Raw genomic sequence first — 25,592 nt, 5'->3', positions numbered from 1 at the left:
CTTCGGCCCCGTTTTTCATTGCCACTTCCGTTTCCGCACATGACCACCTGGCAGACCACCCGTTTCCAGATCGACCTGAGCCGCCCGAAGGTGATGGGCATCGTCAATGTGACGCCCGATTCGTTTTCGGACGGCGGCACACATGCCGATGCCCGCTCGGGACTGGCCCATTGCGAGAAGCTGGTTCGCGAAGGCGCCGACATCCTTGACATCGGCGGGGAGTCCACCCGGCCGGGGGCGCCCACGTTGACGGTGGATGAAGAGTGGCAGCGCGTGGCCGAGGTGTTGCGTGGCGCACTGACGCTGGGCGTGCCGGTGTCCATCGATACCTGCAAGACGGGTGTGATCCAGCGGGCCCTGGACCTCGGGGTGGACATCGTCAACGACGTGCGGGCGCTGGCCGACGCCGGAGCCGAGGAACGGGTGGCGGCGCATGGCGCGTGCGGCGTGTGCCTGATGCACATGCAAGGCCTGCCAGCCACGATGCAGCACGAGCCGGTCTACACCGACGTGGTGGCCGACGTGCGTGCCTTTCTCGCTGCGCGGGCGGGTGCCCTGGTCGCACGGGGTGTCGCCCACGATCGCATCACGCTGGACCCGGGCTATGGGTTCGGCAAGACGCCTGCGCACAACCTGACACTCTGGCGGGCACAGGCCAGCCTGCTGGACCTGGGGTGGCCACTGCTGGTCGGATGGTCGCGCAAGTCGACCTTGGGCCATGTGACCGGACGCCCGGTGGAGGAGCGGCTCGTCGCGAGCGTGGCTGCCGCACTGGCCAGCATCCAGCGCGGTGCGGCCATCGTGCGCGTGCACGATGTGGCGGCCACGGTGGATGGGATCAAGATCTGGGACGCGGCAGGTCTGCTGCCCCCCCAGAAGGCAGGGCGCTGACCGATGCAAACGGAGCGACAATCGGCGTTGGTCCTTACCTCGTAGACAGATTCTCCATGACGCGACGTTACTTTGGCACCGACGGCATCCGTGGCACGGTCGGGCAATCGCCGATCACCCCCGACTTCGTGCTGCGGCTCGGACATGCCGTTGGACAGGTGCTCCGCCGTGGCGAGAAGCGCCCCACGGTGCTGATCGGCAAGGACACGCGCATCTCGGGCTACATGCTCGAGTCGGCTCTGGAGGCCGGCTTTGCGTCGGCTGGGGTGGACGTGCTGCTGACCGGGCCCCTGCCCACACCCGGTGTGGCCTATTTGACCCGGGCGCTGCGGCTGGATCTGGGTGTGGTGATCAGCGCGTCGCACAACCCGTACGGCGACAACGGCATCAAGTTCTTCTCGGCGCGCGGGGAGAAGCTGCCCGACGAGTGGGAGCAGCAGGTCGAAGCCGCACTGGAAGAAGCGCCTTGCTGGACCGACTCCCTGGGGCTGGGCCGCGCCCGCCGCATTGAAGACGCCCGAGGGCGCTACATCGAGTTCTGCAAGTCCACATTTGGCGCCAACCTGTCGCTCAAGGGACTGAAGCTGGTGGTGGACGGCGCCCATGGAGCGGCCTACCAGGTGGCGCCACGGGTGTTCCATGAGTTGGGCGCCGAAGTCGTGTCCATCGGTTGCTCGCCCGACGGCCTCAACATCAACGACGGCGTGGGGGCCACCCACCCCGACGCGCTGGTGGACGCAGTGCGTGCGCACAACGCGCACTATGGCGTTGCGCTGGACGGCGACGCCGATCGTCTGCAGCTCGTCGATGCCAGCGGGCGGTTGTTCAACGGCGATGAGCTGCTGTACGTGATGGTGGCCGACCGTCTGGCACAGGGCGAGACGGTGCGTGGCGCGGTCGGCACTCTGATGACGAACATGGCGGTGGAGCTGGCACTGCAGGAACGCGGCGTCGAGTTCGTACGCGCCAAAGTGGGCGACCGTTATGTGCTGGAGGAACTGGTCAACCGAGGCTGGCAGCTGGGGGGCGAAGGCTCCGGGCACCTGATTGCGCTCGACCGACACACGACCGGCGACGGGATCGTCAGTGCCCTCCAGGTTCTGCAGGCGGTCGTTCGCTCGGGGCGGTCGCTGGCGTCGTGGCTGGATGGCGTCACGCTGTTCCCGCAGACGCTGATCAATGTGCGTCTGAAGCCCGGCCAGGACTGGCGCGCCAGCGCTGCGCTCTCCGCCGAACACGAGGCCGTGAAGGCACGGTTGGCAGGCCGGGGGCGCGTGCTGATCCGGCCGTCAGGCACCGAGCCGCTGCTGCGCGTGATGGTCGAAGCACAGGATGACGCGCTGGCGCAGTCCTGCGCACAGGCACTGGCCAACGCGGTTCAGGCTTGACCCCATCGGCGGTTTCGCCAAAAGAAAAAGGGCCCTTCGGGGCCCTTGGTCGTTCAAGCGAGCGGCTTACTTCTTCGGCGGCATGAGCACGCGGTCGACGACGTGAACCACACCGCCACCGGCGGGTTGGTCCGCCGAGATCACCAAGCTTTCGTCTGCGGTGATGAAGTCACCGGCCTTGGACAGCGACAGCTTGGCGCCCTGGGCCGTGACCACCTGCGCAGCGCCAGGAATGGCGTCCGACTTCAACACGGTCGGCAGAACGTGGTAGTTCAGGACCGCCTTGAGTGCTTCCGGGTCCTTGGCGAGCTTGTCGAGCGTGGCGACCGGGACAGCCTTGAAGGCCTCGTCGTTCGGAGCGAACACGGTGACATTGCCTTGCAGGGCAGTCTCAAGGCCTGCCTGTTGAACAAGGCGGGCCAGGGTGCTCAGGTCTGCGCGTTGGCGAATGGCCGCTGCGGGGTTGGCGGCAGACGCTGCCTGGGCGGTGGTCTGTTGGCCACCTGTGGCGGCGCAGCCAGTCAGTCCGGCGGTGCTGCCGAGGGCGAGGGCGGCGACAACGGCCGACAGAAGGGTACGTTGGATCATGGTGTCTCCGAGAGAAAACTGCTCCACGACGATGGAGCGCCCGCGGACGATAAAACCCCCTCGTGACGAAACGGTGACGGTCGCATGACAGCCGTGTCATGCTGCGTGGGCCGAAGGCATTGGGGGTTTGTGACAACGCTGGCGGGACGTGTCACAGACGCGTCACAATCGGTGCCTACATTGCGCCGTATCGAGTTTTCGCTCCCTCGCAGACACTGAAAGGCGTACCACAATGAACTTCAAGATGATCCGCACCGCGACCGCGGTGGCCCTCTCGCTGATCGCCGCCTCGGCCATGGCTCAGGACGTGACCGGCGCTGGCGCCACGTTCCCGGCGCCGCTGTATGCCAAGTGGGCTTCTGCCTACAACACCGCCACCAGCGTGCGCATCAACTACCAGTCGGTGGGTTCGGGCGCCGGCATCAAGCAGATCAAGGCCAAGACCGTGGACTTCGGTGCTTCGGACATGCCGCTGAAGGACGAAGAACTGGCCAAGGACGGTCTGGTGCAGTTCCCCACCGTGATCGGCGGTGTCGTGCCGGTGGTCAACGTGAAGGGCATCCAGCCCGGTCAACTCAAGCTGACCGGTCAGGTGCTGGGCGACATCTACCTGGGCACCATCAAGAAGTGGAATGACCCGGCCATTGCTGCCCTGAACCCGGGCGTGGCGCTGCCGGATGCGCCGATCGCCCCCGTTCGCCGTGCAGACGGCTCGGGCACCAGCTTCATCTTCACGAACTACCTGTCGAAGGTGAACGCCGAGTGGAAGTCCAAGGTGGGTGAGGGCACCGCGGTGAACTGGCCGACCGGTGCGGGCGGCAAGGGCAACGAAGGCGTGTCGGCTTTCGTCCAGCGTCTCCCGAACTCGATCGGCTACGTGGAATACGCGTACGCCAAGCAGAATAAGATGGCCCACGTTCAACTGAAGAACGCGGCTGGTAACTTCGTCAACCCGGACGATGCCAACTTCAAGGCCGCTGCCGCCAGCGCCGACTGGGCCAAGTCGTTCTACCAGATTCTGACCGAGCAGCCCGGCAAGGACGCCTGGCCGCTGACCGGCGCCACCTTCATCCTGATGCACAAGACGCAGGACAAGGCAGAGCAGGGAGCCAGCTCGCTGAAGTTCTTCGAGTGGGCGTTCAACAATGGCGACAAGGCCGCGGCCGACCTGGAATACGTGCCCCTGCCGAGCAACGTGAAGGATCTGGTGCGCAAGCAGTGGGCCAGCGTCAAGGACGCGTCGGGCAAGACGGTCTCTTACAAGTGACCTGGGGCGAGCCCTCGCTGAGTGAATGAAGAAGAAAGCCGGACCCTGCGTGCAGGCGTCCGGCCTTGTTGTGTTCCGATGATCGGATGTTTTCTTACGTTGGAGGCCCTTGATGACCGCCGTCCTACCTGCTGAACTGGATGCCGCCAAGGCCCCGCCCGGACAGGGCAGCCAGCGCCGACCGATGACCAATCCTCCTGACCGCCGTCCGTCCGCCCCGTGGGCCGACACCGTTTTCGCGCTGCTGGCCCGTGCCTCGGCCATTCTGACCCTGGGCTTGCTGCTCGGCATCATCGCCTCGCTGGTGGTGGGAGCGTGGCCAGCCATCCAGGAGTACGGGCTCAGCTTCCTGTGGCGCACCGAATGGGATCCCGTTCAGAACCAGTACGGTGGCCTGGTGATGATCTACGGCACGCTGATGACTTCGGCCATTGCGCTGTTGATCGCTGTGCCGGTGAGCTTCGGCATCGCCATGTTCCTGACCGAATTGTCGCCAGCCTGGCTGAAGCGCCCGCTGGGCATCGCGGTCGAGCTGCTGGCTGCCGTGCCGTCCATCGTCTACGGCATGTGGGGCCTGCTGGTGTTCGGCCCCATCCTGTCGACCTATGTGCAGCAGCCGCTGCAGGCCTGGACCGAAGGCATCCCCTATCTGGGCGCTTTCTTCTCGGGCCCGCCGGTGGGCATCGGCATCCTGTCGGCCGGCATCATCCTGGCCATCATGATCATCCCGTTCATCGCCTCGGTGATGCGCGATGTGTTCGAAGTGACCCCCGCGCTGCTGAAAGAGTCGGCGTATGGCCTGGGCTCGACCACCTGGGAGGTGGTCTGGAAGGTGGTGCTGCCTTACACCAAGACCGGTGTGGTGGGTGGCGTCATGCTGGGCCTGGGCCGTGCGCTGGGCGAGACCATGGCCGTGACCTTCGTCATCGGCAACATGAACCAGCTGAACTCGCTGTCGGTCTTCGAGGCCGCCAACAGCATCACCTCGGCACTGGCCAACGAGTTCGCCGAAGCCGGTGATGGCCTGCACCAGGCCTCCCTGATCTACCTGGGCCTGATTCTGTTCTTCATCACCTTTGTCGTGCTCGCGTTCTCGAAGGTGCTGCTTGCCCGTCTGAAGAAGTCTGAAGGAGCCCGTTCGTGACCGCCGAACTGCAACGCATGCGCGCCAGTCGCTATGCCAGCCGCAAGCTGGTCAACATGCTGGCCCTGACCCTGTCGCTGGCCGCCATGGCCTTCGGTCTGGTCTGGCTGATCTGGATTCTGATCGAGACCGTTCGCCTCGGTGTGGGCGGCCTGGCGCTGAGCACCTTCACCGAGATGACGCCGCCGCCACAGGAAGCGGGGGGGCTCGCCAACGCCATCATGGGTTCGCTGATGATGGTGGGGCTGGCCACGCTGATCGGCACGCCGGTGGGCATCCTGGCCGGCATTTACCTGGCCGAGTATGGCCAGCGTGGCTGGCTGGGCAGCGCCACGCGCTTCATCAATGACATCCTGCTGTCGGCACCGTCGATCGTGATCGGCCTGTTCATCTACTCGGCGGTGGTTGCGCGCAACCATTCGTTCTCGGGCTGGGCCGGCGTGCTGGCTCTGGCGCTGATCGTCGTGCCGGTGGTGATTCGCACCACCGAGAACATGCTGATGCTGGTGCCCAATGCGCTGCGTGAGGCGGCCTACGCGCTGGGCACGCCGAAGTGGCGTCTGATCCTGACCATCACGCTGAAGTCGGCCCGTGCGGGCGTCGTGACCGGCATCCTGCTGGCCGTGGCCCGCATCTCGGGCGAGACCGCGCCGCTGCTGTTCACCGCGCTGTCCAACCAGTTCTGGTCTTCGGACCTGAGCCAGCCGATGGCCAGCCTGCCCGTGACGATCTTCAAGTTTGCGATGAGCCCGTACGAGAACTGGCAGCACCTGGCGTGGGCCGGCGTGTTCCTGATCACCGTGGGTGTGTTGGCCCTCAACATCATCGCCCGTACCCTGTTCCGCCAGCGCTGATCGGCGCGGCCCCCTGCATACCGGAGACCCTGCACATGGATGCCAAGGTTCAAACCAGCGCGAAGCCCAAGCTGGCCGTGCGCGACCTCAATTTCTTCTACGGCAAGTTCCACGCGTTGAAGAACGTCAACATGGAACTGCCCGAAAACAAGGTGACGGCCTTCATCGGCCCCTCGGGTTGCGGCAAGTCGACCCTGCTGCGCACCTTCAACCGCATGTTCGAGCTCTATCCCGAACAGCGCGCCGAAGGCCAGATCCTGCTCGACGGCCAGGACATCCTGACCACCAAGGAGGACGTTTCGCTGATCCGCGCCCGCGTGGGCATGGTGTTCCAGAAGCCGACGCCGTTCCCGATGTCGATCTACGAGAACATTGCCTTCGGCGTCCGCCTGTTCGAGAACCTCTCGCGCGTCGAGATGGACGAGCGCGTGGAGTGGGCCCTGAAGAAGGCCGCGCTGTGGAACGAAGTGAAGGACAAGCTGAACCAGAGCGGTTCGGGCCTGTCGGGCGGTCAGCAGCAGCGTCTGTGCATCGCGCGCGGCATCGCCATCAAGCCGGAAGTGCTGCTGCTGGACGAGCCGTGTTCGGCGCTGGACCCGATCTCGACCGGCAAGATTGAAGAGCTGATCCACGAGCTGAAGAACGACTACACCGTGCTCATCGTGACGCACAACATGCAGCAGGCCGCACGCTGCTCGGACTACACCGCCTACATGTACCTGGGCGAGCTGATCGAGTTCGGTGCCACCACCGACATCTTCATGAAGCCCAAGCGCACGGAGACCGAGGACTACATCACCGGCCGTTTCGGTTGATGCCGCAGTGACGAACAACAAGCCAAAAAGGAGTGTCCTCCATGACTGAAAAACACCTCTCCAGCCAGTTCGACGTGGAGCTCAGCGGCATTTCCACCCGTGTGCTGGAAATGGGCGGGCTGGTCGAATCGCAGGTGGCGCAGGCCATCTACGCGCTGACGCATTTCAGCGGCGAGACGGCCACCCAGGTGCTGCAGAACGAAGAGCGCGTCAACCAGATGGAACTCGACATCGATGCCGACCTGTCGACCATCATCGCGCGCCGTCAGCCGACCGCACGCGACCTGCGTCTGCTCATCGCCATCTCCAAGACGATTGGCAATCTGGAGCGGGTGGGGGATGAGGCGGCCCGCGTGGCACGCACGGTGCAACGCCTCATCAACACCGGCGTCTCCAGCCGCCTGCGCCTGCCTGTGGCGGATGTGTCGTTCGAAGCGTCTCTGGCCACTGCTTCGCTGCGCCGGGCGCTGGATGCGTTCGCGCGCCTGGACACCCAGGTGGCGCTGGAAGTGATCAAGAACGACAACGAGATCGATGCCGAGTTCGACGGACTGATGCGCAAGCTCATCACCTACATGATGGAAGACCCGCGCACGATCTCGGCGTCGATCGACCTGGTGTTCGTGGCCAAGGCCATCGAGCGCGTGGGCGATCACGCCAAGAACCTCGCCGAGCAGGTGATCTACATCGTCAAGGGCACGGACGTTCGGCACAACACGCCCGAGGCCGTGGCCAACATCATCAAGTAAGACCAAAACAGGAGCGAGACCATGAGCCGAGTGCTGGTGGTGGAAGATGAAACCGCGATCGCCGAGCTGATCGCGCTCAACCTGCGCCATGCCGGTTTCGAGGTCACGGTGGCGCCCGACAGCGAAGCGGCGCAGGCCCAGCTGGATCGGGTGCTGCCGGATCTGGTCCTTCTGGACTGGATGTTGCCGGGGCAATCCGGCCTGGCGCTGGCCAAACGGTGGCGCAGTGCCAGCCGCACGCGCGAGCTGCCGATCATCATGCTGACGGCCCGGGCCGAAGAGGTGGACAAGGTGGCCGGCCTTGATGCCGGGGCCGACGACTACCTCACCAAGCCCTTCTCGACGCATGAGCTGATGGCGCGGGTGCGCGCGGTGCTGCGGCGCAAGGCGCCTCAGGCGCTGGATTCGGCCGTGGAGATTGCCGGATTGCGCCTGGATCCGGCCACGCGGCGCGTGCAGCGCGGTGAGCAGGAGGTCAAGATTGGTCCGACCGAGTTCAAGCTCCTGCATTTCTTCATGACCCACCCCGAGCGGGTGCACAGCCGGGCCCAGTTGCTCGACCGTGTCTGGGGTGACCACGTGTTCATCGAGGAGCGCACGGTCGACGTGCATGTGAAGCGCCTGCGCGAGGCGCTCACGCCCGTGAACCGCGCCCAGCTGATCGAGACCGTTCGCGGGGCCGGTTATCGCCTCACTCAGCAACTGGCCGCAGACGCAGCCTGAGCCATCGTGGATTCAAGCAACTCGTGGCTGTGGTCGCGCGTCGGCGCCCGCCTGTTGATGGCGGGGGGCGGCGGTCTGATCGGCTGGTGGGCCGGGCACCTGGTAGACCATCCTGCCGCCATCGGGCTGATCGGCGCGGCGCTTGCAGTGCTGAGCGTGTCGGTGCTCGACACGCTCAAGGGCCATGCGGTGCTCGACTGGCTGCGCACACCGGAGGCGGTGCCGCCCGAGCTGCCCGGCCTGTGGGGCGAGGTGGCGCACCGTGTGCAGCGCGTCATCTACCTGAAAGACAAGCAGATTGCCGAGGAGCGCGCCCGCCTGGCCCAGTTCCTGTCTGCGATCGAGGCCTCGCCCAATGGCGTGATGCTGCTGGACGCGACCGAGCACATCAGCTGGATCAGTCCGAGCGCAGCCGATCACTTCGGCCTGCATCCGCAGCGCGACCTGATGCAGCGGGTGACCAACCTGGTGCGGCAGCCTGCGTTCGTTCAGTATCTGGCATCCGGGGATTACCGTGAGGCGGTCAAGTGCCCGGCGCCACGGGGTGGGCAAGGCTATCTGCTGGTGCACATTCGCTCATATGGGGAGGGGCTCAAGCTGGTGCTGTCGCAGGACATCACCGAGCGCGAGCGCGCCGACACGATGCGGCGGGACTTCGTGGCCAACGTGTCGCACGAGATCCGCACCCCGCTCACGGTGCTGTCGGGCTTCATTGAGACGCTGGCCTCGCTGCCGCTGACGGAGGTCGAGCGCAAGCGGGTGGTCGACCTGATGATGCAGCAGGCAGAGCGCATGCAGGGGCTTGTTGCTGACCTGCTGACGCTGGCGCAGATCGAGGGCAGTCCCCGCCCGGCGTCGGATCGATGGACCCGTGTCGACCAGTTGCTCCAGCGGGTGGAAACGGACGCCGCAGGGCTCTCGCGGGATCGACATGTCCTCCAGTTCGACATCGAGACGAACGGCGGGGCGTGCGAGATCGCGGGCGTGGAGAGTGAGTGGTTGAGCGCCATGGGCAACCTGGTCAGCAATGCCATCCGCTACACGCCCGATGGCGGCGAGATTGCGGTGCGTTGGACCTTGCAGCCGGAGGGCGGCGCCGTGTTCAGCGTGAGGGACAGCGGCATCGGCATCGCGCCGGAGCACATTCCCCGGCTGACGGAGCGCTTCTATCGCGTGGACGGCAGCCGCAGCCGTGAAACGGGCGGAACCGGTCTGGGGCTGTCCATCGTCAAGCACGTGGTGCAGCGGCATGGCGGCGAGCTGCGCATCACCAGCGAGGCGGGCAAGGGCTCGACCTTCACGCTCACGGTGCCCGCCGCCCGGGTTCGGATGCGCTGAGTCGGATCAGTCGGCTCGGCGGTAGACGACGATCTGTTCGGAGTTGCGCGTGCGCTGGTTGAAGCGCGCCGCAATTTCCCACCCGGGGTATTCGCGGGCGGTGCTCCGGCCACCGAGCCGAACCAGCAGCGTCGGGCACAGGGTGACCGAGGGTTTGAAGCCCCGTTGCACGCCATCCACGGCGTAGCCGCCGAAATACTCCAGGCCCGTCAACAGCGCGACGGGTGCGCCCGGGGCGTACACGCAGCTGCCCGTGGGGATGGACGAGGCCACGCGGTTCAGCAGCAGCCGGTAGCTGCGCGCCTGGTCCAGCAGCGGCAGCCAAAGCGTCATGAACAGCAACCAGCAAAGGGCCACGCCCCCAGCAGGCAGCACGAGGCTCTTCCACAGGGCATGTGTCTGGCGTGAGGTGCGCCAGCGCACCAGGGCCAGCCACAGCACCGTGCCGATGACGGCCGGGACGAGCCCGACCCACGAGAACACGCTCTCGTAACCCGGCACCAGCTTCGCCACGTTGGCGGCGATCTTGGCCGGCTTGCCCGTGTGCATGGCGCCGTAGATGACCCAGATGGCTCCTGCGCAGAGGGTGAAGAAGCACACCGAGAACCAGTCGATTGCGGCGCCCAGACTGCGCTGCAGGATGGGCAGCGCAAATGCGGCCAGCACGGCCAGCGGGGGCAGGGCGGCGAGCAGGGCGCGCTCATTGGCGCCCATGGAAACGGAAGCGGCGAAGCCGGCCAGCGCCACCAGCAGCGGGGCGGCAATGTGCCGGCGTTGCAGCTGACGACGCCAGTGCCACAGCGTGAGGGCCGCCAAAGGCAGTGTGGGCCACGCAAACCAGACGATCAGGCGCAGCATGTCGCCGAACCGTGGGCTGGCACCCACACGCCAGGCCCAGCCCGACAGGCCCTGCTGAGTCAGCAAGGTGGCGAGCGCGGCCGCGAGCACGGTGGCGGCGGCCACCCAGGGCAGATGGGCGCGCACGGCCGCGGTGCGTGAACGGAGACAGACAATGCTGCCCAGCACCCCGAGCATGACGGCCACGGCCGGGCTGCCGCTCAGGGCCATGGTGGTCAGACTGATCAGTGTGGCGGCACGGGCCTTGGCCGGGGACAGTGCCGTGGCCGCCAGTCCGTACAGAAACAGGGTGCTGCCGGTGAGCTGCAGCAGCTCCGGTGTGGTCTCGTGCCCGAGCTGAAGCAGGCCGAGGCTGGCAATCAGCGCCAGCAGCGCCCCGTCGGCGACGGCCCGCGCATAGTCCTGTGGCGCAGCCTCACCGCCAAACGCCAGCGGCACGGGTTGGGCCGCGTCGGTGCGCGCGAGGTGGTAGGTGCTGTACCAGGTCAGCGCGAGGATCGCGACCAGCAACAGTGCGAAGGGAATGCGCGCGGCCAGGGCCGGGTCCACCCAGGGTTGCAGCGCCCAGATGCTGGCCCCGCCGAGCCAGTAGGGCAGGATGCCCCCCCCGATGGGCAGCACGCCGCCCACATTGGGCTGCAGCCAAGATGCCTGCCCCAGTGCCAGGCTCCACATGTGACCGAAGGACGCGATGTCTTCGTTCTTCCACGGATCGCGGCCGAGCAGACCCGGTACCACGTATGCCGCACAGAAGAGCCACAGCGCCCAGCGCGGAAGGCGGCGGACTGCCTTCTGGGTGACGAGGGCGGGCGAGATCGTCGGGGCCTGTGGGTGGGCTTGCATGCGGTATCAGGCGAGAGAGGGCGACTGCAAACAAAAAGGGCAGCCTGAGCTGCCCTTCGCGTGACTCACGGCGCCGGGACAAGCCAGGCGGAGCCAGTTCAAGATCACTTCTTGAGGTGAGCGAACTTGTTGCGGAACTTCTCGACGCGGCCGCCCAGCGAGTCCACCGACTTCTGGGTGCCGGTGTAGAAAGCGTGCGATTCAGAGGAGGTTTCCAGCTTGAACAGGGGCAGTTCGCGGCCGTCTTCCCAGGTGGTGGTTTCCTTGGTAGGAGCGCACGAACGGGTCACGAACTTGAAACCGTTGGACTGGTCCACGAAGACGACGTCACGGTAGTTGGGATGGATACCTTGCTTGGGCATGTCAAAACCTCTTGCTGTTTGCATCATCGGGAGCCACCAGACACCACGTCTGGCACTTTCCGACAGCCGGAAAACCTCAGATTATAGCACGGCAGTGCGCAATGCCTTGCCGTGCAGGGGCCATGTCTTCATGGCCCCGCGGTCCGAGCGCCTGAGCGCTCAACCCCCACGTCGCATCATGTCGAAGAAGTCGTGGTTGTTCTTGGTGGACCGCATCTTGTCGAGCACGAACTCCATCGCCTCGATCTCGTCCATCGGGTAGAGCAGCTTGCGCAGAATCCAGCTCTTTTGCAGGATCTCGGGCTTGAGCAGCAGCTCTTCGCGGCGCGTGCCGGACTTGTTGATCAGGATGGAAGGGTAGACGCGCTTTTCGGCCATGCGGCGATCCAGGTGGATTTCGCAGTTGCCGGTGCCCTTGAACTCTTCGTAGATCACCTCATCCATGCGGCTGCCGGTGTCGACCAGCGCGGTGCCGATGATGGTGAGCGAGCCACCTTCCTCGACGTTGCGCGCAGCGCCGAAGAAGCGCTTGGGGCGCTGCAGCGCGTTGGCATCCACGCCGCCGGTCAGCACCTTGCCGGAGCTGGGCAGCACGTTGTTGTAGGCGCGGGCCAGGCGGGTGATGGAGTCGAGCAGGATCACGACGTCCTTCTTCATCTCGACCAGGCGCTTGGCGCGCTCGATCACCATCTCGGCGACCTGCACGTGGCGTTGGGCCGGCTCATCGAACGTGGAGCTGATGACCTCGCCGCGCACGGTGCGCTGCATTTCGGTCACTTCTTCCGGGCGTTCGTCGACCAGCAGCACGATCAGGTGCACGTCGGGGTGGTTGGCGACCATGGCGTGCGCCAGGTTCTTCATCATCACCGTCTTGCCGCTCTTGGGCGGCGCAACCAGCAGGGCGCGCTGGCCTTTGCCGATCGGGGCGATCAGGTCGATGATGCGGCTGGTGACGTTGTCGTCGCCCTTGCCGTTTTCGCGCTCGAGCTTGAACTGCTCTTCCGGGAACAGCGGGGTCAGGTTCTCGAACAGGATCTTGTTCTTGTTGACCTCGGCGGGCAGCCCGTTGACGGTGTCGACCTTGACCAGGGCAAAGTAGCGCTCACCGTCCTTCGGAACGCGCACTTCGCCTTCGATCATGTCGCCGGTGTGCAGGTTGAAGCGACGCACCTGGCTGGGCGACAGGTAGATGTCGTCGGTGCTGGCCAGGAAGCTGGCGTCGAGCGAGCGCAGGAAGCCGAAGCCGTCAGGCAGCACTTCGAGCACACCATCGCCGAAGACCTGCTCGCCAGCCTTGGCGCGCTTCTTCATGATGGCGAACATCAGCTCCTGCTTGCGCATGCGAGAGACGTTCTCGATTTCGAGGGCTTCGGCCATCTCCACGAGTTTGGAGATGTGCAAGGCCTTCAGTTCAGACAGGTGCATGTGTGGGAACCCTGATCAAACCTGCGTATGCCGGTGAGGCCGGGCTCATCAGGGAGCCGGGCTGGCACAACGCGTGGAGTGGGATGGCATCGACCCGAAAAGGTCGGAAAGGTCGACAGGTTGTTTGTCGTGGCGACAGGGCAGGGAGCGCGGGTGCGACTGAGCCTCTGTGCCGGCCCGGGCTGCTGCCCCGGCCTGACGAACACCACCCGGTTTCAACCAGGCGGTGATCGCATTATAGAGACGAAAACCGCTGAAAGATCAGAGGTTGCCGTCGATGAAGGCCGTCAGTTGGGCCTTCGACAGAGCGCCCACCTTGGTGGCGGCCAGTTGACCGTTCTTGAAGATCATCAGCGTCGGGATGCCGCGGATGCCGAACTTGGCGGGCACTTCGCGGTTCTGGTCGACGTTCATCTTGGCGACGTTGAGGCGACCGCTGTAGTCCTTGGCAACCTCGTCCAGGATGGGGGCGATCATCTTGCAGGGGCCGCACCATTCGGCCCAGTAATCGACCAGCACGGGCTGGGCGGATTGCAGGACGTCGGCGTCAAAAGAGGCGTCGGTAATGTGTTTGATCAGGTCGCTGCTCATGGAAGGATCCTCAGGGGGCCGCCGCGCGTGCAGCAAGAAAAAGGTGGCACTGCAGGGGCAAGGGTGGATCGATTCTGACACAGAACCTGCGGGGAACCCTGATGCCGGGCGGTTGCCTTGTTCAATGGGGGTGATAGCGGCTGCCTCCACACAAATTGCGGCAGAGCGGCCGTTTCCGTGAAATAAGGACGGGAAGGTGTGGCTGATAGACCCTTCGCCCACTGGCGAGCTGGTGTGCAATGGGGTGTCGCAGTCGGATTGACACCACAGGACACCGCGTTGCCTCCCGCCATGGCCCTAGCCCCGCCCTCAGCCCAGCCGGCGTCACGCCAGTTTGGCCGTTTCGAGTTGCACCAGATGGTGGGGCGCAGCCTGGCTTCGAGCACGTGGCTGGCCCGTGATCCCCGGCTGCAACACGAGATCCTGCTGTGCGTGCCCCGTGCGCGCCCCGCCACGGCCACCGAGCGGGACACCTGGACGCAGGACGCCCTGATGGCCGCCCGGCTGAAGCACCCCCGTCTGGTCGATGTGCTGGAAGTGGGGGCGCATGACGGCTGGCCGTTCGTGGCGTGCGAGCGGCCCAAAGGCGCGATGACCCTAGCCGAGCGGCTTCAGTCCGGACCGGCGCTGGCCGTGCTGGAGGTCGCGCACTGGATGGCCGATGTGGTCGAGGGGCTGGCGTACGCCCATGAGGCCGGGGTGGCGCATTTCGACATCGGGCTGCACAACGTGCTGGTCGAGCCGTCCGGTCATGCCGGCCTGTTCGGTCTGTCGGTCGGTCTGGCGGCCGCGGCGCCGGGCGCGCCGACCAAGGCGCAGTGGAGTCGCAGCCAAGTGCGGGTGGCCGCAGAGCGCGATGTGCTGATGTGCGGGCTGCTGATGCACCGCCTGCTGGCCGGCCATCCGGCGCTGGACGATGCCGACATGGGCAGTGCAGCGGGGCGGGTCGGCCCCGAGATTGTCCGCCTGCCTTGGACCACGCCGAGCCCGGTGCCGGACACCTTGCGCGCCATCGTGAACCGCGCGACCGACCGCCAGCAGCGCCAGCGCTATCTGAACGCCCGCACGCTGCTGAGCGCCCTCCAGGGCTGGATCAAGACCAATTCACAGGACGCTGCCGGCCCGCTGGCCTTGCTGCTGGACCGCCTGAACAGCGTGGGCAGCCTGCCGGCTCGCCCGGGGACCGACCGCAGCCTCCAGACGGCGCTGGGCGGTATGGACGGGTTGCGTGTCGACGATCTGGTCGACGTGGTGGCGCGCAATCCCGCGCTGGCGTGGGAACTGCTGCGGGCCGTGAACAACGCGGTGTACCGCGGGCGCAGTGCAGACGAGGGCGTGGGCACCTTGTCCCGTGCCATTGTGCTGCTGGGTCAGCAGGGGCTTCGCCGCGTGGGCGGCACCGTGCGCACGTGGCCCGGTGCCCTGCAGGCCCAGGCCAGCCTGCAGGAAAACTGGCAGGCGATCGATGCACTGAAAGTCGCCCTGCGCCAGGCGAGCCTGGCAGGCCACATGGCCAGGCTGCTGCGCCCCTTCAACGTGAGCGACGAGGAAGCCTTCATGGCCGCCTGCTCGCAGAAGCTGGGCTGGCTGCTGATTCTGTACCACTTCCCGGACGAGGCGGCCCAGGTGACGCGCCTGATGCAGCCGGGGCCACCACCTGAGGCCGGGGCGGCTCCCACGCCTGGCATGACGCAGGACGCAGCCACCAGCGCCGTGCTGGGCATCAATCTGGATGACCTGACGGGCGAGGTGATGCGCCATTGGGGCCTGCACGACCGGCTGGTTCAGGCTGCCCGGCCGCTGCCGCGGGGGGCGCTGGTGCGCCGACCGAGCGGCCCCGACGAGACGCTGAGGACCGTGGCCAGCCTGGCGAACGAGCTCGCCGATGCCCGGCAGTTACCCGGACCGCGCGGTGCGACGGCATTGCATCAGGCTGCCACCCGGTACGCGCGGGCGCTGGACGTGACGGCCAAGGAGTGCCAGCAGGTGCTCGAGCAGTCCGATCGGCTGGTGGATGCCGGTCTGCCGACGGCGTCGGTCAGCCCCGCTTGAGCGCTCGGGCGCAGTCTTCCACGAGCTGGGGGCCCTTGTAGATCAGGCCGGTGTAGATCTGCACCAGGTCGGCGCCGGCGTCACGCTTGGCGCGTGCGTCTGCCGCCGACATGACACCGCCCACCCCGATGATGGGAAAGCGCGGGCCGAGCGCCGCGCGCAGCTGGCGGATCACCTGGTTGCTGGCTTCCAACACCGGCGCGCCACTCAGGCCGCCAGTTTCGTCGGCGTGGGGCAGGCCCATCACGGCTTCGCGCGAGATGGTGGTGTTGGTGGCGATCACCCCGTCGATGCCGTTCTTCTGCAGCGTGGTGGCCACGACCGCCACCTGGGCCTCGTCGAGGTCGGGGGCAATCTTCACGAACATCGGCACGCTGCGACCATGCCGCGTGATCAGCTGCTGGCGCCGCTCCTGCAATTGCCCCAGCAGCGCGTCCAGCGCCTCGTCGCTCTGCAGCGCACGCAGGTTCTTGGTGTTCGGGCTGGAGATGTTCACCGTCACGTAGTCGGCGTGCGGGAAGACGCCTTCCAGGCAGATCAGGTAGTCCTCGACCGCGTTCTCGATGGGGGTCACCGCGTTCTTGCCGATGTTCAGGCCCAGGATGCCCCCGCTCTCACGGAAGCGGGCTTTGCGCACGTTGGCCAGGAACGAATCCAGGCCTTCGTTGTTGAAGCCGAGCCGGTTGATGAGGGCGTTGGCCTGCGGCAGGCGGAACATGCGCGGCTTGGGGTTGCCCGGCTGGCCCTTGGGCGTGACGGTGCCCACTTCCACGAAGCCGAAACCCATGGCGCCCAGGCCGTCGATCACGCGGCCGTTCTTGTCCAGGCCGGCGGCCATGCCGATGCGGTTGGGAAAGCGCAGACCGGCCACGTCGACCGGGTCCTCGACGCGGCGAGCAGCCCACAGGCAGGCCAGCGGCGTGTTCTGGAACCGGGCCAGGGCGCCGATCGTCAGATCGTGGGCGGCTTCGGGGTCCATCGAGAACAGCAGGGACTTCGGCAGGGAGTAGGGAATCAGGGCCATGTGGCGTTGTGGGGTGAAAACCGGCGCCTATTGTCCCCGATCCACGACTGGCCTCGGCCTGCCGGCCGGTGAGTCACGCGTGTGGCAAACTGCGCCGCCTTGATCGTCCCGGTGCCGGGGTCCGGTCGTGAGGCCCTTGCGCCTTGCCCGGGCGGGGTGCCGTGACCGTTTTTCCGGATTCAATTTCTGCAGGGTGCCCGCTTGGACAAGATCCTGATGCAACTGGCCGCCGAACTGAAGGTTCGGCCCGCCCAGGTCAATGCCGCCATCGAACTGCTGGACGGGGGCGCCACCGTGCCCTTCATCGCCCGCTATCGCAAGGAGGCCACCGATGGCCTGGACGACACGCAACTGCGCGATCTGGAGGCCCGACTGGCCTACCTGCGCGAGCTGGAAGACCGCCGCGCCGCGGTGCTCAAGAGCATCGAGGAGCAGGGCAAGCTGACGCCCGAGTTGCGCGCCGCCATCGAGGCCGTGCCGACCAAGCAGGAGCTGGAAGACCTGTACCTGCCTTACAAGCCCAAGCGCCGCACCAAGGGCATGATCGCCCGCGAGGCGGGCATCGAGCCGCTGGCCGACAAGCTGTTTGCCGACCCGACGCTCGACCCGCACACCGAGGCGCAGGCCTTCGTGAACGCGGACGCCGGCTTTGCTGATGTGTTTGCCGTGCTTGACGGCGTGCGCGACATCCTGTCTGAGCGCTGGGCCGAAGACGCCCTGCTGATCGGCAAGATGCGGGACTGGCTGTGGGCTGAAGGCCTGTTCAAGTCCAAGCTCATGGACGGCAAGGACGAGCACAACCCCGACGTGGCGAAGTTCCGCGACTACTTCGACTACGACGAGCCGATCCGCACGGTGCCGTCCCACCGCGCGCTGGCCGTGTTCCGCGGCCGCACGCAGGAAATCCTGGATGCCAAGCTGGTGGTGGACGAAGAGGTGGTGCCCGGCAAGCCGACGCTGGCCGAAGGCCGCATTGCGCTGCACCTCGGTTGGAGCCACAGCAAGCGCCCGGCCGACGACCTGATCCGCAAGTGCGTGGCCTGGACGTGGAAGGTGAAGCTCAGCCTGAGCCTCGAGCGTGACCTGTTTGCCCGCCTGCGCGAGGCCGCCGAGGCGACCGCGATCAAGGTGTTTGCCGAGAACCTGCGTGACCTGCTGCTGGCCGCGCCGGCCGGCAAACGGGTGGTGATGGGGCTGGACCCTGGCATCCGCACCGGCGTGAAGGTGGCCGTGGTGAGCGACACCGGCAAGGTGCTGGACACGTCGACCGTTTACCCGCACGAGCCCCGCAAGGACTGGGAAGGTTCGATCCACACGCTGGGGCGCCTGTGTGCGGCGCACGGCGTGAACCTGATCGCCATTGGCAACGGCACGGCCAGCCGCGAGACCGACAAGCTGGCCGGCGACCTGATCAAGCGCATCCAGCAGATGGCGCCGGGCACGCCGATCGAGAAGGTGGTGGTGAGCGAGGCGGGCGCGTCGGTGTACTCGGCCTCGGAGTTCGCCAGCAAGGAACTGCCGGAACTCGACGTGAGCCTGCGTGGCGCGGTGTCGATCGCTCGCCGCCTGCAAGACCCATTGGCCGAACTGGTGAAGATCGATCCGAAGAGCATCGGCGTCGGCCAGTACCAGCATGACGTGAACCAGAGCGAGCTGGCTCGCACCCTGGACGCCGTGGTGGAGGATTGTGTGAACGGCGTGGGTGTCGACCTGAACACCGCCTCGGCACCGCTGCTGGCGCGGGTGTCGGGCCTGAGCGGCACCGTGGCCAACAGCATCGTGCGCTGGCGCGACACGCATGGCGCCTTCCGCAACCGCAAGCAGCTGCTGGACGTGGCGGGCCTGGGGCCCAAGACCTTCGAGCAGGCCGCCGGCTTTTTGCGCATCCGCGAGGGCGACAACCCGCTGGACATTTCCGGCGTGCACCCCGAGACCTATCCCGTGGTCGAGAAGATGATGGCGCACACGGGCAAGTCCATCCAGGAACTGATCGGCAAGAGCGACGTGCTGCGCACGCTCAAGCCCGAGCTGTTTGCCGATGAGCGCTTTGGCGTGATCACGGTGAAGGACATCCTCGCTGAACTCGAAAAGCCCGGCCGTGATCCGCGCCCGGACTTCAAGGTTGCGCGCTTCAACGACGGCGTGGAAGACATCAAGGACCTGCAGGAAGGCATGGTGCTGGAGGGCACGGTGTCGAACGTGGCGCAGTTCGGGGCGTTTGTCGACCTGGGCGTGCACCAGGACGGCCTGGTCCACGTGAGCCAGTTGTCGAACAAGTTTGTCAGCGATGCCCGCGAGATCGTGAAGACCGGCGACATCGTCAAGGTGAAGGTGCTGGAGGTGGACCTGGCACGCAGCCGCATCTCGCTGACGATGAAGCTGGACGCGCCGACCGGCCAGAAGGCCGCCGGGGCAGGGCGGGACAACAGCTTCCGACCCGCGGCACGCAACGAGCGCCAGGGCGGCCAGCGGGGGACTCCGCAGGCTTCCGGCCAGTCGGCCATGGCAGCGGCGTTTGCCAAGCTGCAGACCAAGCGCTGAGCGACCTTTCGGCCTTCGTTGACCATGCAAGCGCTCTCGATCCATGCGGGCCCGAAGGCCCTGGCGCATTTGCGCACTCGGGGCCTGCGGCCGGGCGATGTGCGCGTGGTGCCGGGTGCGGCCGGTGGACCCAAGGGGCTGATCCTGCACCACCTGGATCGCCATCTGTTCGGCGAGTGGCTCACCCAGGACACGCCAGGCAGCCTGCACCTCGTGGGCGCCTCGATCGGTGCCTGGCGCATGGCGGCGGCGGCCATGCCGCAGGTCGACCAGGCCTTCACCGAGCTGGCTGCGGCCTACATCGCGCAGCGCTACGACCCCGAGCCGCCCCGCAAGGCGCCGACGCCCGGGCAGATCAGCGCGCACTTCGGCGCCACGCTGGCCGCCTTCTTCGAGGGGCAGATCGGCAATGTTGTGAACCACCCCCGTCGGCGGTTGCACGTGCTCACAGCCCGCGGGCGGCAGGTGCTGACCCGGGAAACGCCAGCGCGTCGCGCGGTGGGTTTCGGCAGCCTGGCGCTGGGCAACGCGATCAGCCGCAAGGTGGTCGGCTCCTTCCTTGAGCGCACGGTGTTTTCCACGCCGGGCGAGGCGCTGCCCGTCACGCTGGATGACCTTCCGACGCGGCACGTGGCGCTGAACACTGGCAACTTCCTGCCTGCGCTCCAGGCCTCGTGCAGCATCCCGTTCGTGCTCGAAGCCGTGCACGACATCCCCGGCGCCCGCGCGGGCGCGCACTGGGACGGCGGACTGGTCGACTACCACCTGCACTGGCCTTACGCTGCCATGTCCGATGGCCTGGTGCTCTACCCGCATTTCCAGCGGCAGGTGATCCCCGGCTGGCTTGACAAGGGCCTGCGCTGGCGGCATGGCGCCAGCCCCATGCTCGACAACGTCGTGCTGCTGACCCCCGATCCCCAATGGGTGGCCACCTTGCCCGGCGGCAAGCTGCCTGATCGCAAGGACTTCGTCCGACTGGGCTTCGACGAACGCGTGCAGGCCTGGCGCCGCGCGGTGGCAGAAAGCGCACGGCTGGCTCATGAGTGGGCGGACTGGCTGGCCAAGGGATGCCCCACCGATCGCGTCAAGCCCCTTTGAGCGGCGGCTGCCTTTGGCGGGCCGCCTCGCTACACTGTGTGCATGGATGTGTCTACAGGCAGCCTGTTTCTCATTGCGATCCTGATCGCCGCCAGCGCGTTCTTCTCTGTGGCCGAACTGGCGGTGGCCGCTTCCCGCCGATTGCGCCTGCGCCAGATGCTCGCCCAGGGCGAGTTCCGTGCCGGCCAGGTGCTGGCTGTGCAGGACCAGCCGGGCGACTACTTCACCGTGATCCAGATCGGGCAGAACACGGTCGCGATTCTGGGCGGCATCGTGGGCGAAGGGGCCTTCTCGCCCCTGATCCGCCCCTGGCTGTCCAGCCTGCCAATCACCGCCGAGCGGGCTGACACGGTGAGCGTGCTCGTGTCGTTCGTGGTGGTCACCAGCCTCTTCATCCTGCTGTCGGACCTGTGCCCCAAGCGGTTGGGCATGAATGCGCCCGAACAGGTCGCCATCCGCGTGGTCGGGCCGATGCGGCTCTTCCTGCTGCTGTTCAAGCCCATCGTGTGGTTCTTCAGTCGGCTCACCGACCGGCTGTTCCGCCTGTTCGGGCTGCCTGACCGTCGCGACGATGCCATCACGCCGGACGACATCCTGGCCATGGCGCAAGCCGGGGCCGACGCCGGCGTGCTGGCCGCGCCCGAGCACCGCGTGATCGAGAATGTGATCGAACTCGACACGCGGATGGTCACGAGCGCGATGACGGCGCGCGACAGCGTCATTCACTTCCTGCTCGACGACACCGAGGCGCTCATCAAGGCCCGGGTGGCGCAGTTCCCACACTCGACCTACCTGGTGTGCGAGGGCGACATCGACCACGTGTTGGGCTATGTCGATTCCAAGCACCTGCTCAACCGGGCGCTGAACAATCAGCCCATCGACCTGCGCGCCGAGGGCCTCATCAGCAAGGTGCTCAGCGTGCCGGACCGGCTCACACTGTCCGAGATGCTGAGTCAGTTTCGGCATGCGCAGGAAGACTTCGCCGTCATCGTCAACGAGTACAGCCTGGTGGTGGGCATCATCACCATCAACGACGTGATGAGCACGGTGATGGGCAGCCTGGTGGCCTCGCTGGACGAGGAGCAGATCGTGCAGCGCGATGCGAACTCGTGGCTGATTGACGGCGTGACGCCGATTCAGGACGTGCTGCGTGCGCTCGATCTCGATCGCCTGCCGCACGAAGACGAGTACGAGACGCTGGCCGGCTTTCTGATGGTGATGCTGCGGCGCATCCCGCGGCGCACCGACAGCGTCAGCTGGGGCGGGTTCCGCTTCGAGGTGATGGACGTGGACAACTTCCGCATCGACCAGGTGATGGTGACGCGGGAGGCCGATCAGGCCGTGCCGGCACCTGCCTGACACGGCCCGGTCGGCACCTCACATCGAGGCCTCCAGCAGCGCGCGGTAGTCGTCCTCGGTGGCGATGCGCGGGTTGGTCTTGTGGCAGTGATCGGCCATGGCGCCCTGGATGATCCGGTCGAACCACTCGGGCTGCACACCGAGCTCGGCCAGACCGCTCGGCAGACCGAGGCGGGCATTCAGCGCGCGGATGGCGTCGGGGATCTCGTCACCGGCGCGCAGACCCATGGCATGCGCCATGCGATCCAGCCGGCGCTCCTTGCGCACCGATTCGGCACCGGCATTGAAGCGGATCACCGCCGGCAGGAACAGCGCATTCAGCGTGCCGTGGTGGAGGCGGGGGTTCACGCCGCCCAGGCTGTGGCTCAGGCTGTGCACCACCCCCAGGCCCTTCTGGAAGGCCATGGCGCCCTGCATCGAAGCGCTCATCATGTTGAGGCGCGCCTCGCGGTCGCTGCCATCACGCGTGGCCCGCTCGATGTGGCCCCAGGCGCGCTCCAGTCCGTCGAGCGCGATGCCGTCGGCCGGCGGGTTGAAGGCCGGCGCCATGAACGTCTCCATGCAGTGCGCGATCGCGTCCATGCCCGTGGCGGCGGTCAGGGCGGGGGGCAGGCCCAGCGTGAGCTCGGGGTCGCAGATGGCGGCCTTGGGCATCAGGTTCCATGAGTGGAAGCCGAGCTTGCGCCCATCGTCCACGATGACGATGGCCCCGCGCGCCACCTCGCTGCCCGTGCCCGCGGTGGTGGGCACGGCGATCAAGGGGGCAGCCTGGGCCGTGATGCGGGGCGAGCCGCCTTCGATGGTGGCGTAGGTGGTCAGCGGGCCCGGGTGGGTCGCCATGATGGCCAGACCCTTGGCCAGATCGATGCTCGAGCCACCGCCCACGGCGATCAACCCATCGCACCGGCCTGCCTGCCACGCCGTGTGGGCGGCACGCACGGCGGCCTCGGTGGGGTTAGGCGGTGTCTGGTCAAACACGGTCACGGGCCAGCCTGGCAGGGCGTCGAGCGCTTTCTGCAGCACGCCAGCCGCACGCACGCCGGCGTCGGTGACGACGAGTGGCCGCCGGATGCCGACGCGTTCGCACTCGCTGGCCAGCAGCCGGATGGCGCCGAACTCGAACTGGATCTGGGTGAGGTAAAGGATGGTGGCCATGGCTTTACGGGGTCAGTGAGTCGATCACTCTAGCGTTTGAAGCGCGCCGGGCCCACCCGGGATGCCCCCTGTGGTGTCATGCATGCGGGCTCCCCGCGGAGGTGGGGGGAGCCGAGGGAAGAAAGGCCGTCAAAATAGCCTGTTGCCCCCCGGGATTCCGGGGAAGAGCCCCCTTTCGCGGCAAGACGGCGTGCACAAGCCGCCCGTCTCGCATACCATTGCACCCGATCCTGAAACGGACGTTTGAAACGTTCGTAGTGTGGAGACCGACATGCCTGCACAGGCCCCCGCGCGGCTTTCGCCCGCAGACACCAAAACCCGCATCCTCGATGCCGCCGAGACGCTGTTCGTCGCCGGTGGCTTCGAGTCCATGTCGATGCGACAGATCACCAGCGCGGCGGGCGTGAACCTGGCCGCGGTGAACTATCACTTCGGCAGCAAGGACGCGCTCATCCATGCGGTGCTGGCACGTCGACTCGACTCGCTCAACGAGCAGCGCCTGGCGATGCTCGACACCTTCGAAGCCACCCTGGGTGACCGCCTGACGTGCGAGCACGTGCTGGTCGCGCTGTTCCTGCCCGCCGTGCGGATCTACCGCAGCGACGTGCCGTTCGCCGACCGTTACCTGCATTTCCTGGGGCGCGCCTACACCGACCCCTCGCCGGTGGTGCGCGATTTCATCAACACGCACTACATCCAGATCCTCGGGCGTTTCTTCTCGGCCTTCCAGCGCACGCTGCCCGATCTGGAGCGCCACGACCTCGGCTTCCGACTGAACTTTGCGATGGGGGCTCTGGCCAGCATCCTGGCCGCCGGCAACACCCAGCGCGTCATCCGAGAGTTCACGCAGGGCAGTGGCGACAACGAGGCCCTGATCCTGTCCCGCCTCGCTTCGCTGATGGTGGCCGCCTTGAAGGCGCCGCTGCCCGGTTCGGCCGAGACCAATGTTTTCGACGCGATCGTCAACACCCCGGGGGTGGCGGCGACGCACTAGCCCGCCGGACGCCCCCCGGGGTATCCGGCTTCATGACACGGCGGTGTGCCGTGTCGCATCACCAACCGGCTGGTTGTGGCTGTCCACGCCCATCGGCCATCAAGACGAGTGAGACACATGAAAGACGGATACATCGACTTTGCCAACTCGCCCATGGGGGCCAAGCTGGTCAACGCGCTCGGCCTGCCGAAGCCGCTGCCGCTGGAGCGCTATCAGCCCGGGCAGCCGGTGGTCAAGGGATCCGTGCTCGTCGGGGGTGGTGGTGAGCCGCGCCTGCTGGAGGCCCTGGCCTCGGCATTTCAGCGCATCGGGGCGCAGACGCTGGCCCATGAGCGCCTGCCGCAGTGGGTGAGTGTGGCCAACAAGGCCGGCCTGATCACCGGGCGCTGGGGTGGCAATGGCAAGCCGGGCGAGAAGGTCAAGGCCCTGGTGTTCGATGCCACCGGCCTGACGGACAGCACCCAGTCGGACGCGCTGTACTGGTTCTTCCACGATGCCGCGCGATCGCTGTTGCCCTGCGGCCGGGTCATCGTCTTCGGGCGGCCGCCCGAGCAATGCAAGTCACCCCGCCAGGCCGCCATCCAGCGTGCGCTGGAAGGGCTGACCCGCTCGCTCGGCAAGGAGCTCAAGAAGGGCAGCAACGCGCAGCTGGTCTATGTGGCTGAAGGCGCGGAAGAGCAGATCGAATCGACCTTGCGCTTCCTCATCTCGCCGCGATCGGCCTATGTGTCGGCGCAGGTCATCCGCATCGGGGCCCCGGTGGGCACGGCCGAAATCCCGGGAGACTGGGCCAAGCCCCTGGCGGGTCGCAAGGTGCTGGTGACGGGCGCTTCGCGCGGCATCGGCGCGGCCATCGCGGAGGTCATGGCGCGTGAAGGCGCCGACGTGATCTGTCTGGACGTGCCCCAGGCCAAGGAGCCGCTGGAAGCCGTGGCCCGCAAGCTGGGGGGCAAGGCGATCGCCATGGACATCGGGGCCGAGGATGCGCCGCAGAAACTGGTCGACGCCGCCAAGGCCGATGGCGGCTGGGATGTCATCGTGCACAACGCTGGCATCACCCGCGACAAGACCATCGCGAACATGAAAGAGCACCTCTGGCAGCTGGTGGTCAATGTGAACCTGTCGACGCAGGAGCGCATCAACGACGCCATGGTCAGCGCCGGGGCCCTGCGCCGCGGCGGCCGCATCGTGTGCGTCTCGTCGATTTCCGGCATCGCGGGAAACATGGGCCAGACGAACTACGCCGTTTCCAAGGCCGGCGTGGTCGGCATGGTGCAGGCGTGCGCGCCGATCTTCAGCGAATACGGCATCACCATCAACGCGGTGGCCCCGGGCTTCATCGAGACGCAGATGACCGCGGCCATTCCGTTCGCGATCCGCGAGGCCGGTCGCCGCATGAACTCCATGAGCCAGGGCGGACAGCCGGTCGACGTGGCCGAAACCATCGCGTGGTTTGCCAGCCCGGCGTCTGCGGGCATCACCGGCAACGTCGTGCGGGTGTGCGGCCAGAGCCTGATCGGTGCCTGAGCGGGC

22 protein-coding genes are annotated in these 25,592 nt (G+C 66.7%); 15 read left to right on the top strand and 7 right to left on the bottom strand.

Going from position 1 to position 25,592, the window contains the following annotated elements; all coding sequences use genetic code 11:
- Positions 1 to 39: 39 nt before the first annotated feature.
- Together folP and glmM are read left to right on the top strand one after the other, a co-directional pair.
- The gene (folP, locus tag DEH84_RS09420; protein WP_109036626.1) at positions 40 to 891 is read left to right on the top strand and encodes a dihydropteroate synthase; all 852 of its coding nucleotides are present in this window, start codon (positions 40 to 42) and stop codon (positions 889 to 891) included.
- A 56-nt stretch (positions 892 to 947) separates the two neighbouring features.
- Positions 948 to 2,279, top strand: a complete 1,332-nt coding sequence (gene glmM / locus DEH84_RS09415) for a phosphoglucosamine mutase (protein WP_109036625.1) — start codon at positions 948 to 950, stop codon at positions 2,277 to 2,279.
- A gap of 66 nt (positions 2,280 to 2,345) precedes the next feature.
- Here glmM and DEH84_RS09410 read toward each other — a convergent pair whose 3' ends face one another.
- Positions 2,346 to 2,867, bottom strand: a complete 522-nt coding sequence (locus DEH84_RS09410; RefSeq protein ID WP_109036624.1) for a fasciclin domain-containing protein — start codon at positions 2,865 to 2,867, stop codon at positions 2,346 to 2,348.
- A gap of 232 nt (positions 2,868 to 3,099) precedes the next feature.
- On the opposite strand from DEH84_RS09410, the gene pstS reads away from it, so the two are divergent.
- The 7 genes from pstS (at position 3,100) to phoR (ending at position 9,757) form a co-directional block, all read left to right on the top strand.
- On the top strand, positions 3,100 to 4,134 hold the full coding sequence (pstS, locus tag DEH84_RS09405; protein WP_109036623.1) for a phosphate ABC transporter substrate-binding protein PstS: 1,035 nt from the start codon (positions 3,100 to 3,102) through the stop codon (positions 4,132 to 4,134).
- 184 nt (positions 4,135 to 4,318) lie between these two features.
- Positions 4,319 to 5,278 (top strand): phosphate ABC transporter permease PstC, encoded by a 960-nt coding sequence (gene pstC, locus DEH84_RS09400; RefSeq protein ID WP_109038308.1) that lies wholly within the window; start codon positions 4,319 to 4,321, stop codon positions 5,276 to 5,278.
- Positions 5,279 to 5,295: 17 nt separating this feature from the next.
- Entirely contained in the window at positions 5,296 to 6,132 is an 837-nt protein-coding gene (pstA, locus tag DEH84_RS09395) for a phosphate ABC transporter permease PstA (protein ID WP_245932766.1), read from the top strand.
- Positions 6,133 to 6,167: 35 nt separating this feature from the next.
- Entirely contained in the window at positions 6,168 to 6,947 is a 780-nt protein-coding gene (pstB, locus tag DEH84_RS09390; RefSeq protein ID WP_109036621.1) for a phosphate ABC transporter ATP-binding protein PstB, read from the top strand.
- 41 nt (positions 6,948 to 6,988) lie between these two features.
- Positions 6,989 to 7,696, top strand: coding sequence for a phosphate signaling complex protein PhoU (phoU, locus tag DEH84_RS09385; protein ID WP_109036620.1), 708 nt, complete (start codon positions 6,989 to 6,991; stop codon positions 7,694 to 7,696).
- Between the two features lie 21 nt (positions 7,697 to 7,717).
- Complete coding sequence (gene phoB / locus DEH84_RS09380; protein ID WP_109036619.1) at positions 7,718 to 8,419, top strand: phosphate regulon transcriptional regulator PhoB; 702 nt, start codon at positions 7,718 to 7,720, stop codon at positions 8,417 to 8,419.
- A gap of 6 nt (positions 8,420 to 8,425) precedes the next feature.
- Positions 8,426 to 9,757: a phosphate regulon sensor histidine kinase PhoR gene (gene phoR, locus DEH84_RS09375; protein ID WP_245932545.1), complete on the top strand. Its 1,332-nt coding sequence runs from the start codon at positions 8,426 to 8,428 to the stop codon at positions 9,755 to 9,757.
- A gap of 6 nt (positions 9,758 to 9,763) precedes the next feature.
- On the opposite strand, the gene DEH84_RS09370 is transcribed toward phoR, so the two are convergent.
- The 4 genes from DEH84_RS09370 to trxA all read right to left on the bottom strand — a co-directional run bounded on the left by DEH84_RS09370 (position 9,764) and on the right by trxA (position 13,836).
- On the bottom strand, positions 9,764 to 11,458 hold the full coding sequence (locus DEH84_RS09370; protein WP_109036618.1) for a hypothetical protein: 1,695 nt from the start codon (positions 11,456 to 11,458) through the stop codon (positions 9,764 to 9,766).
- Positions 11,459 to 11,562: 104 nt separating this feature from the next.
- The gene (locus DEH84_RS09365; RefSeq protein ID WP_109036617.1) at positions 11,563 to 11,820 is read right to left on the bottom strand and encodes a type B 50S ribosomal protein L31; all 258 of its coding nucleotides are present in this window, start codon (positions 11,818 to 11,820) and stop codon (positions 11,563 to 11,565) included.
- Positions 11,821 to 11,979: 159 nt separating this feature from the next.
- The gene (gene rho, locus DEH84_RS09360; protein ID WP_109036616.1) at positions 11,980 to 13,245 is read right to left on the bottom strand and encodes a transcription termination factor Rho; all 1,266 of its coding nucleotides are present in this window, start codon (positions 13,243 to 13,245) and stop codon (positions 11,980 to 11,982) included.
- Between the two features lie 261 nt (positions 13,246 to 13,506).
- Positions 13,507 to 13,836 (bottom strand): thioredoxin TrxA, encoded by a 330-nt coding sequence (gene trxA, locus DEH84_RS09355; RefSeq protein WP_109036615.1) that lies wholly within the window; start codon positions 13,834 to 13,836, stop codon positions 13,507 to 13,509.
- A gap of 291 nt (positions 13,837 to 14,127) precedes the next feature.
- Between trxA and DEH84_RS09350 the strand changes: the two genes are divergently transcribed.
- Positions 14,128 to 15,888 (top strand): serine/threonine protein kinase, encoded by a 1,761-nt coding sequence (locus DEH84_RS09350; RefSeq protein WP_109036614.1) that lies wholly within the window; start codon positions 14,128 to 14,130, stop codon positions 15,886 to 15,888.
- On the opposite strand, the gene DEH84_RS09345 is transcribed toward DEH84_RS09350, so the two are convergent.
- Positions 15,875 to 16,912, bottom strand: coding sequence for a quinone-dependent dihydroorotate dehydrogenase (locus DEH84_RS09345; RefSeq protein ID WP_109036613.1), 1,038 nt, complete (start codon positions 16,910 to 16,912; stop codon positions 15,875 to 15,877). The genes DEH84_RS09350 and DEH84_RS09345 overlap by 14 nt on opposite strands.
- A 201-nt stretch (positions 16,913 to 17,113) precedes the next feature.
- Here DEH84_RS09345 and DEH84_RS09340 point away from each other — a divergent pair, with 201 nt between their 5' ends.
- Genes DEH84_RS09340 through paeA form a run of 3 tightly spaced genes read left to right on the top strand, consistent with a single transcriptional unit; the run spans position 17,114 to position 21,910 of the window.
- Entirely contained in the window at positions 17,114 to 19,453 is a 2,340-nt protein-coding gene (locus DEH84_RS09340) for a Tex family protein (protein WP_425428948.1), read from the top strand.
- A 24-nt stretch (positions 19,454 to 19,477) separates the two neighbouring features.
- Positions 19,478 to 20,551, top strand: coding sequence for a patatin-like phospholipase family protein (locus DEH84_RS09335; RefSeq protein WP_109036612.1), 1,074 nt, complete (start codon positions 19,478 to 19,480; stop codon positions 20,549 to 20,551).
- A gap of 42 nt (positions 20,552 to 20,593) precedes the next feature.
- Positions 20,594 to 21,910: a polyamine export protein PaeA gene (gene paeA, locus DEH84_RS09330; protein WP_109036611.1), complete on the top strand. Its 1,317-nt coding sequence runs from the start codon at positions 20,594 to 20,596 to the stop codon at positions 21,908 to 21,910.
- An 18-nt stretch (positions 21,911 to 21,928) separates the two neighbouring features.
- Here the strand turns inward: paeA and gbd are convergent, their stop codons facing one another.
- Positions 21,929 to 23,065 carry a 4-hydroxybutyrate dehydrogenase gene (gbd, locus tag DEH84_RS09325; protein ID WP_109036610.1) on the bottom strand — a complete coding sequence of 379 codons (1,137 nt, stop codon included), beginning with the start codon at positions 23,063 to 23,065 and terminating at the stop codon, positions 21,929 to 21,931.
- Positions 23,066 to 23,336: 271 nt separating this feature from the next.
- Between gbd and DEH84_RS09320 the strand changes: the two genes are divergently transcribed.
- Together DEH84_RS09320 and DEH84_RS09315 are read left to right on the top strand one after the other, a co-directional pair.
- On the top strand, positions 23,337 to 24,059 hold the full coding sequence (locus DEH84_RS09320) for a TetR/AcrR family transcriptional regulator (RefSeq protein ID WP_109038305.1): 723 nt from the start codon (positions 23,337 to 23,339) through the stop codon (positions 24,057 to 24,059).
- Between the two features lie 117 nt (positions 24,060 to 24,176).
- A complete protein-coding gene (locus tag DEH84_RS09315; RefSeq protein ID WP_109036609.1) occupies positions 24,177 to 25,586 on the top strand; it encodes a 3-oxoacyl-ACP reductase in 1,410 nt (469 codons plus the stop codon).
- Positions 25,587 to 25,592 lie beyond the last annotated feature (6 nt).

Source organism: Aquabacterium olei, from assembly GCF_003100395.1.
Classification (GTDB): domain Bacteria; phylum Pseudomonadota; class Gammaproteobacteria; order Burkholderiales; family Burkholderiaceae_C; genus Aquabacterium; species Aquabacterium olei.
This window is presented reverse-complemented; position numbering and strand designations above follow the sequence as displayed.

Bases quoted from the DNA above. Each gene is read 5' to 3' on its own strand.
- phoB (WP_109036619.1), top strand. From the start codon at position 7,718: ATGAGCCGAGTGCTGGTGGTGGAAGATGAAACCGCGATCGCCGAGCTG.
- DEH84_RS09370 (WP_109036618.1), bottom strand. From the start codon at position 11,458: ATGCAAGCCCACCCACAGGCCCCGACGATCTCGCCCGCCCTCGTCACC.
- trxA (WP_109036615.1), bottom strand. From the start codon at position 13,836: ATGAGCAGCGACCTGATCAAACACATTACCGACGCCTCTTTTGACGCC.
- DEH84_RS09335 (WP_109036612.1), top strand. From the start codon at position 19,478: ATGCAAGCGCTCTCGATCCATGCGGGCCCGAAGGCCCTGGCGCATTTG.
- phoU (WP_109036620.1), top strand. From the start codon at position 6,989: ATGACTGAAAAACACCTCTCCAGCCAGTTCGACGTGGAGCTCAGCGGC.
- DEH84_RS09410 (WP_109036624.1), bottom strand. From the start codon at position 2,867: ATGATCCAACGTACCCTTCTGTCGGCCGTTGTCGCCGCCCTCGCCCTC.
- DEH84_RS09350 (WP_109036614.1), top strand. From the start codon at position 14,128: ATGGCCCTAGCCCCGCCCTCAGCCCAGCCGGCGTCACGCCAGTTTGGC.
- DEH84_RS09345 (WP_109036613.1), bottom strand. From the start codon at position 16,912: ATGGCCCTGATTCCCTACTCCCTGCCGAAGTCCCTGCTGTTCTCGATG.
- pstA (WP_245932766.1), top strand. From the start codon at position 5,296: ATGCGCGCCAGTCGCTATGCCAGCCGCAAGCTGGTCAACATGCTGGCC.
- rho (WP_109036616.1), bottom strand. From the start codon at position 13,245: ATGCACCTGTCTGAACTGAAGGCCTTGCACATCTCCAAACTCGTGGAG.
- pstS (WP_109036623.1), top strand. From the start codon at position 3,100: ATGAACTTCAAGATGATCCGCACCGCGACCGCGGTGGCCCTCTCGCTG.
- folP (WP_109036626.1), top strand. From the start codon at position 40: ATGACCACCTGGCAGACCACCCGTTTCCAGATCGACCTGAGCCGCCCG.
- pstB (WP_109036621.1), top strand. From the start codon at position 6,168: ATGGATGCCAAGGTTCAAACCAGCGCGAAGCCCAAGCTGGCCGTGCGC.
- gbd (WP_109036610.1), bottom strand. From the start codon at position 23,065: ATGGCCACCATCCTTTACCTCACCCAGATCCAGTTCGAGTTCGGCGCC.
- DEH84_RS09315 (WP_109036609.1), top strand. From the start codon at position 24,177: ATGAAAGACGGATACATCGACTTTGCCAACTCGCCCATGGGGGCCAAG.
- DEH84_RS09365 (WP_109036617.1), bottom strand. From the start codon at position 11,820: ATGCCCAAGCAAGGTATCCATCCCAACTACCGTGACGTCGTCTTCGTG.
- glmM (WP_109036625.1), top strand. From the start codon at position 948: ATGACGCGACGTTACTTTGGCACCGACGGCATCCGTGGCACGGTCGGG.
- DEH84_RS09320 (WP_109038305.1), top strand. From the start codon at position 23,337: ATGCCTGCACAGGCCCCCGCGCGGCTTTCGCCCGCAGACACCAAAACC.
- pstC (WP_109038308.1), top strand. From the start codon at position 4,319: ATGACCAATCCTCCTGACCGCCGTCCGTCCGCCCCGTGGGCCGACACC.
- paeA (WP_109036611.1), top strand. From the start codon at position 20,594: ATGGATGTGTCTACAGGCAGCCTGTTTCTCATTGCGATCCTGATCGCC.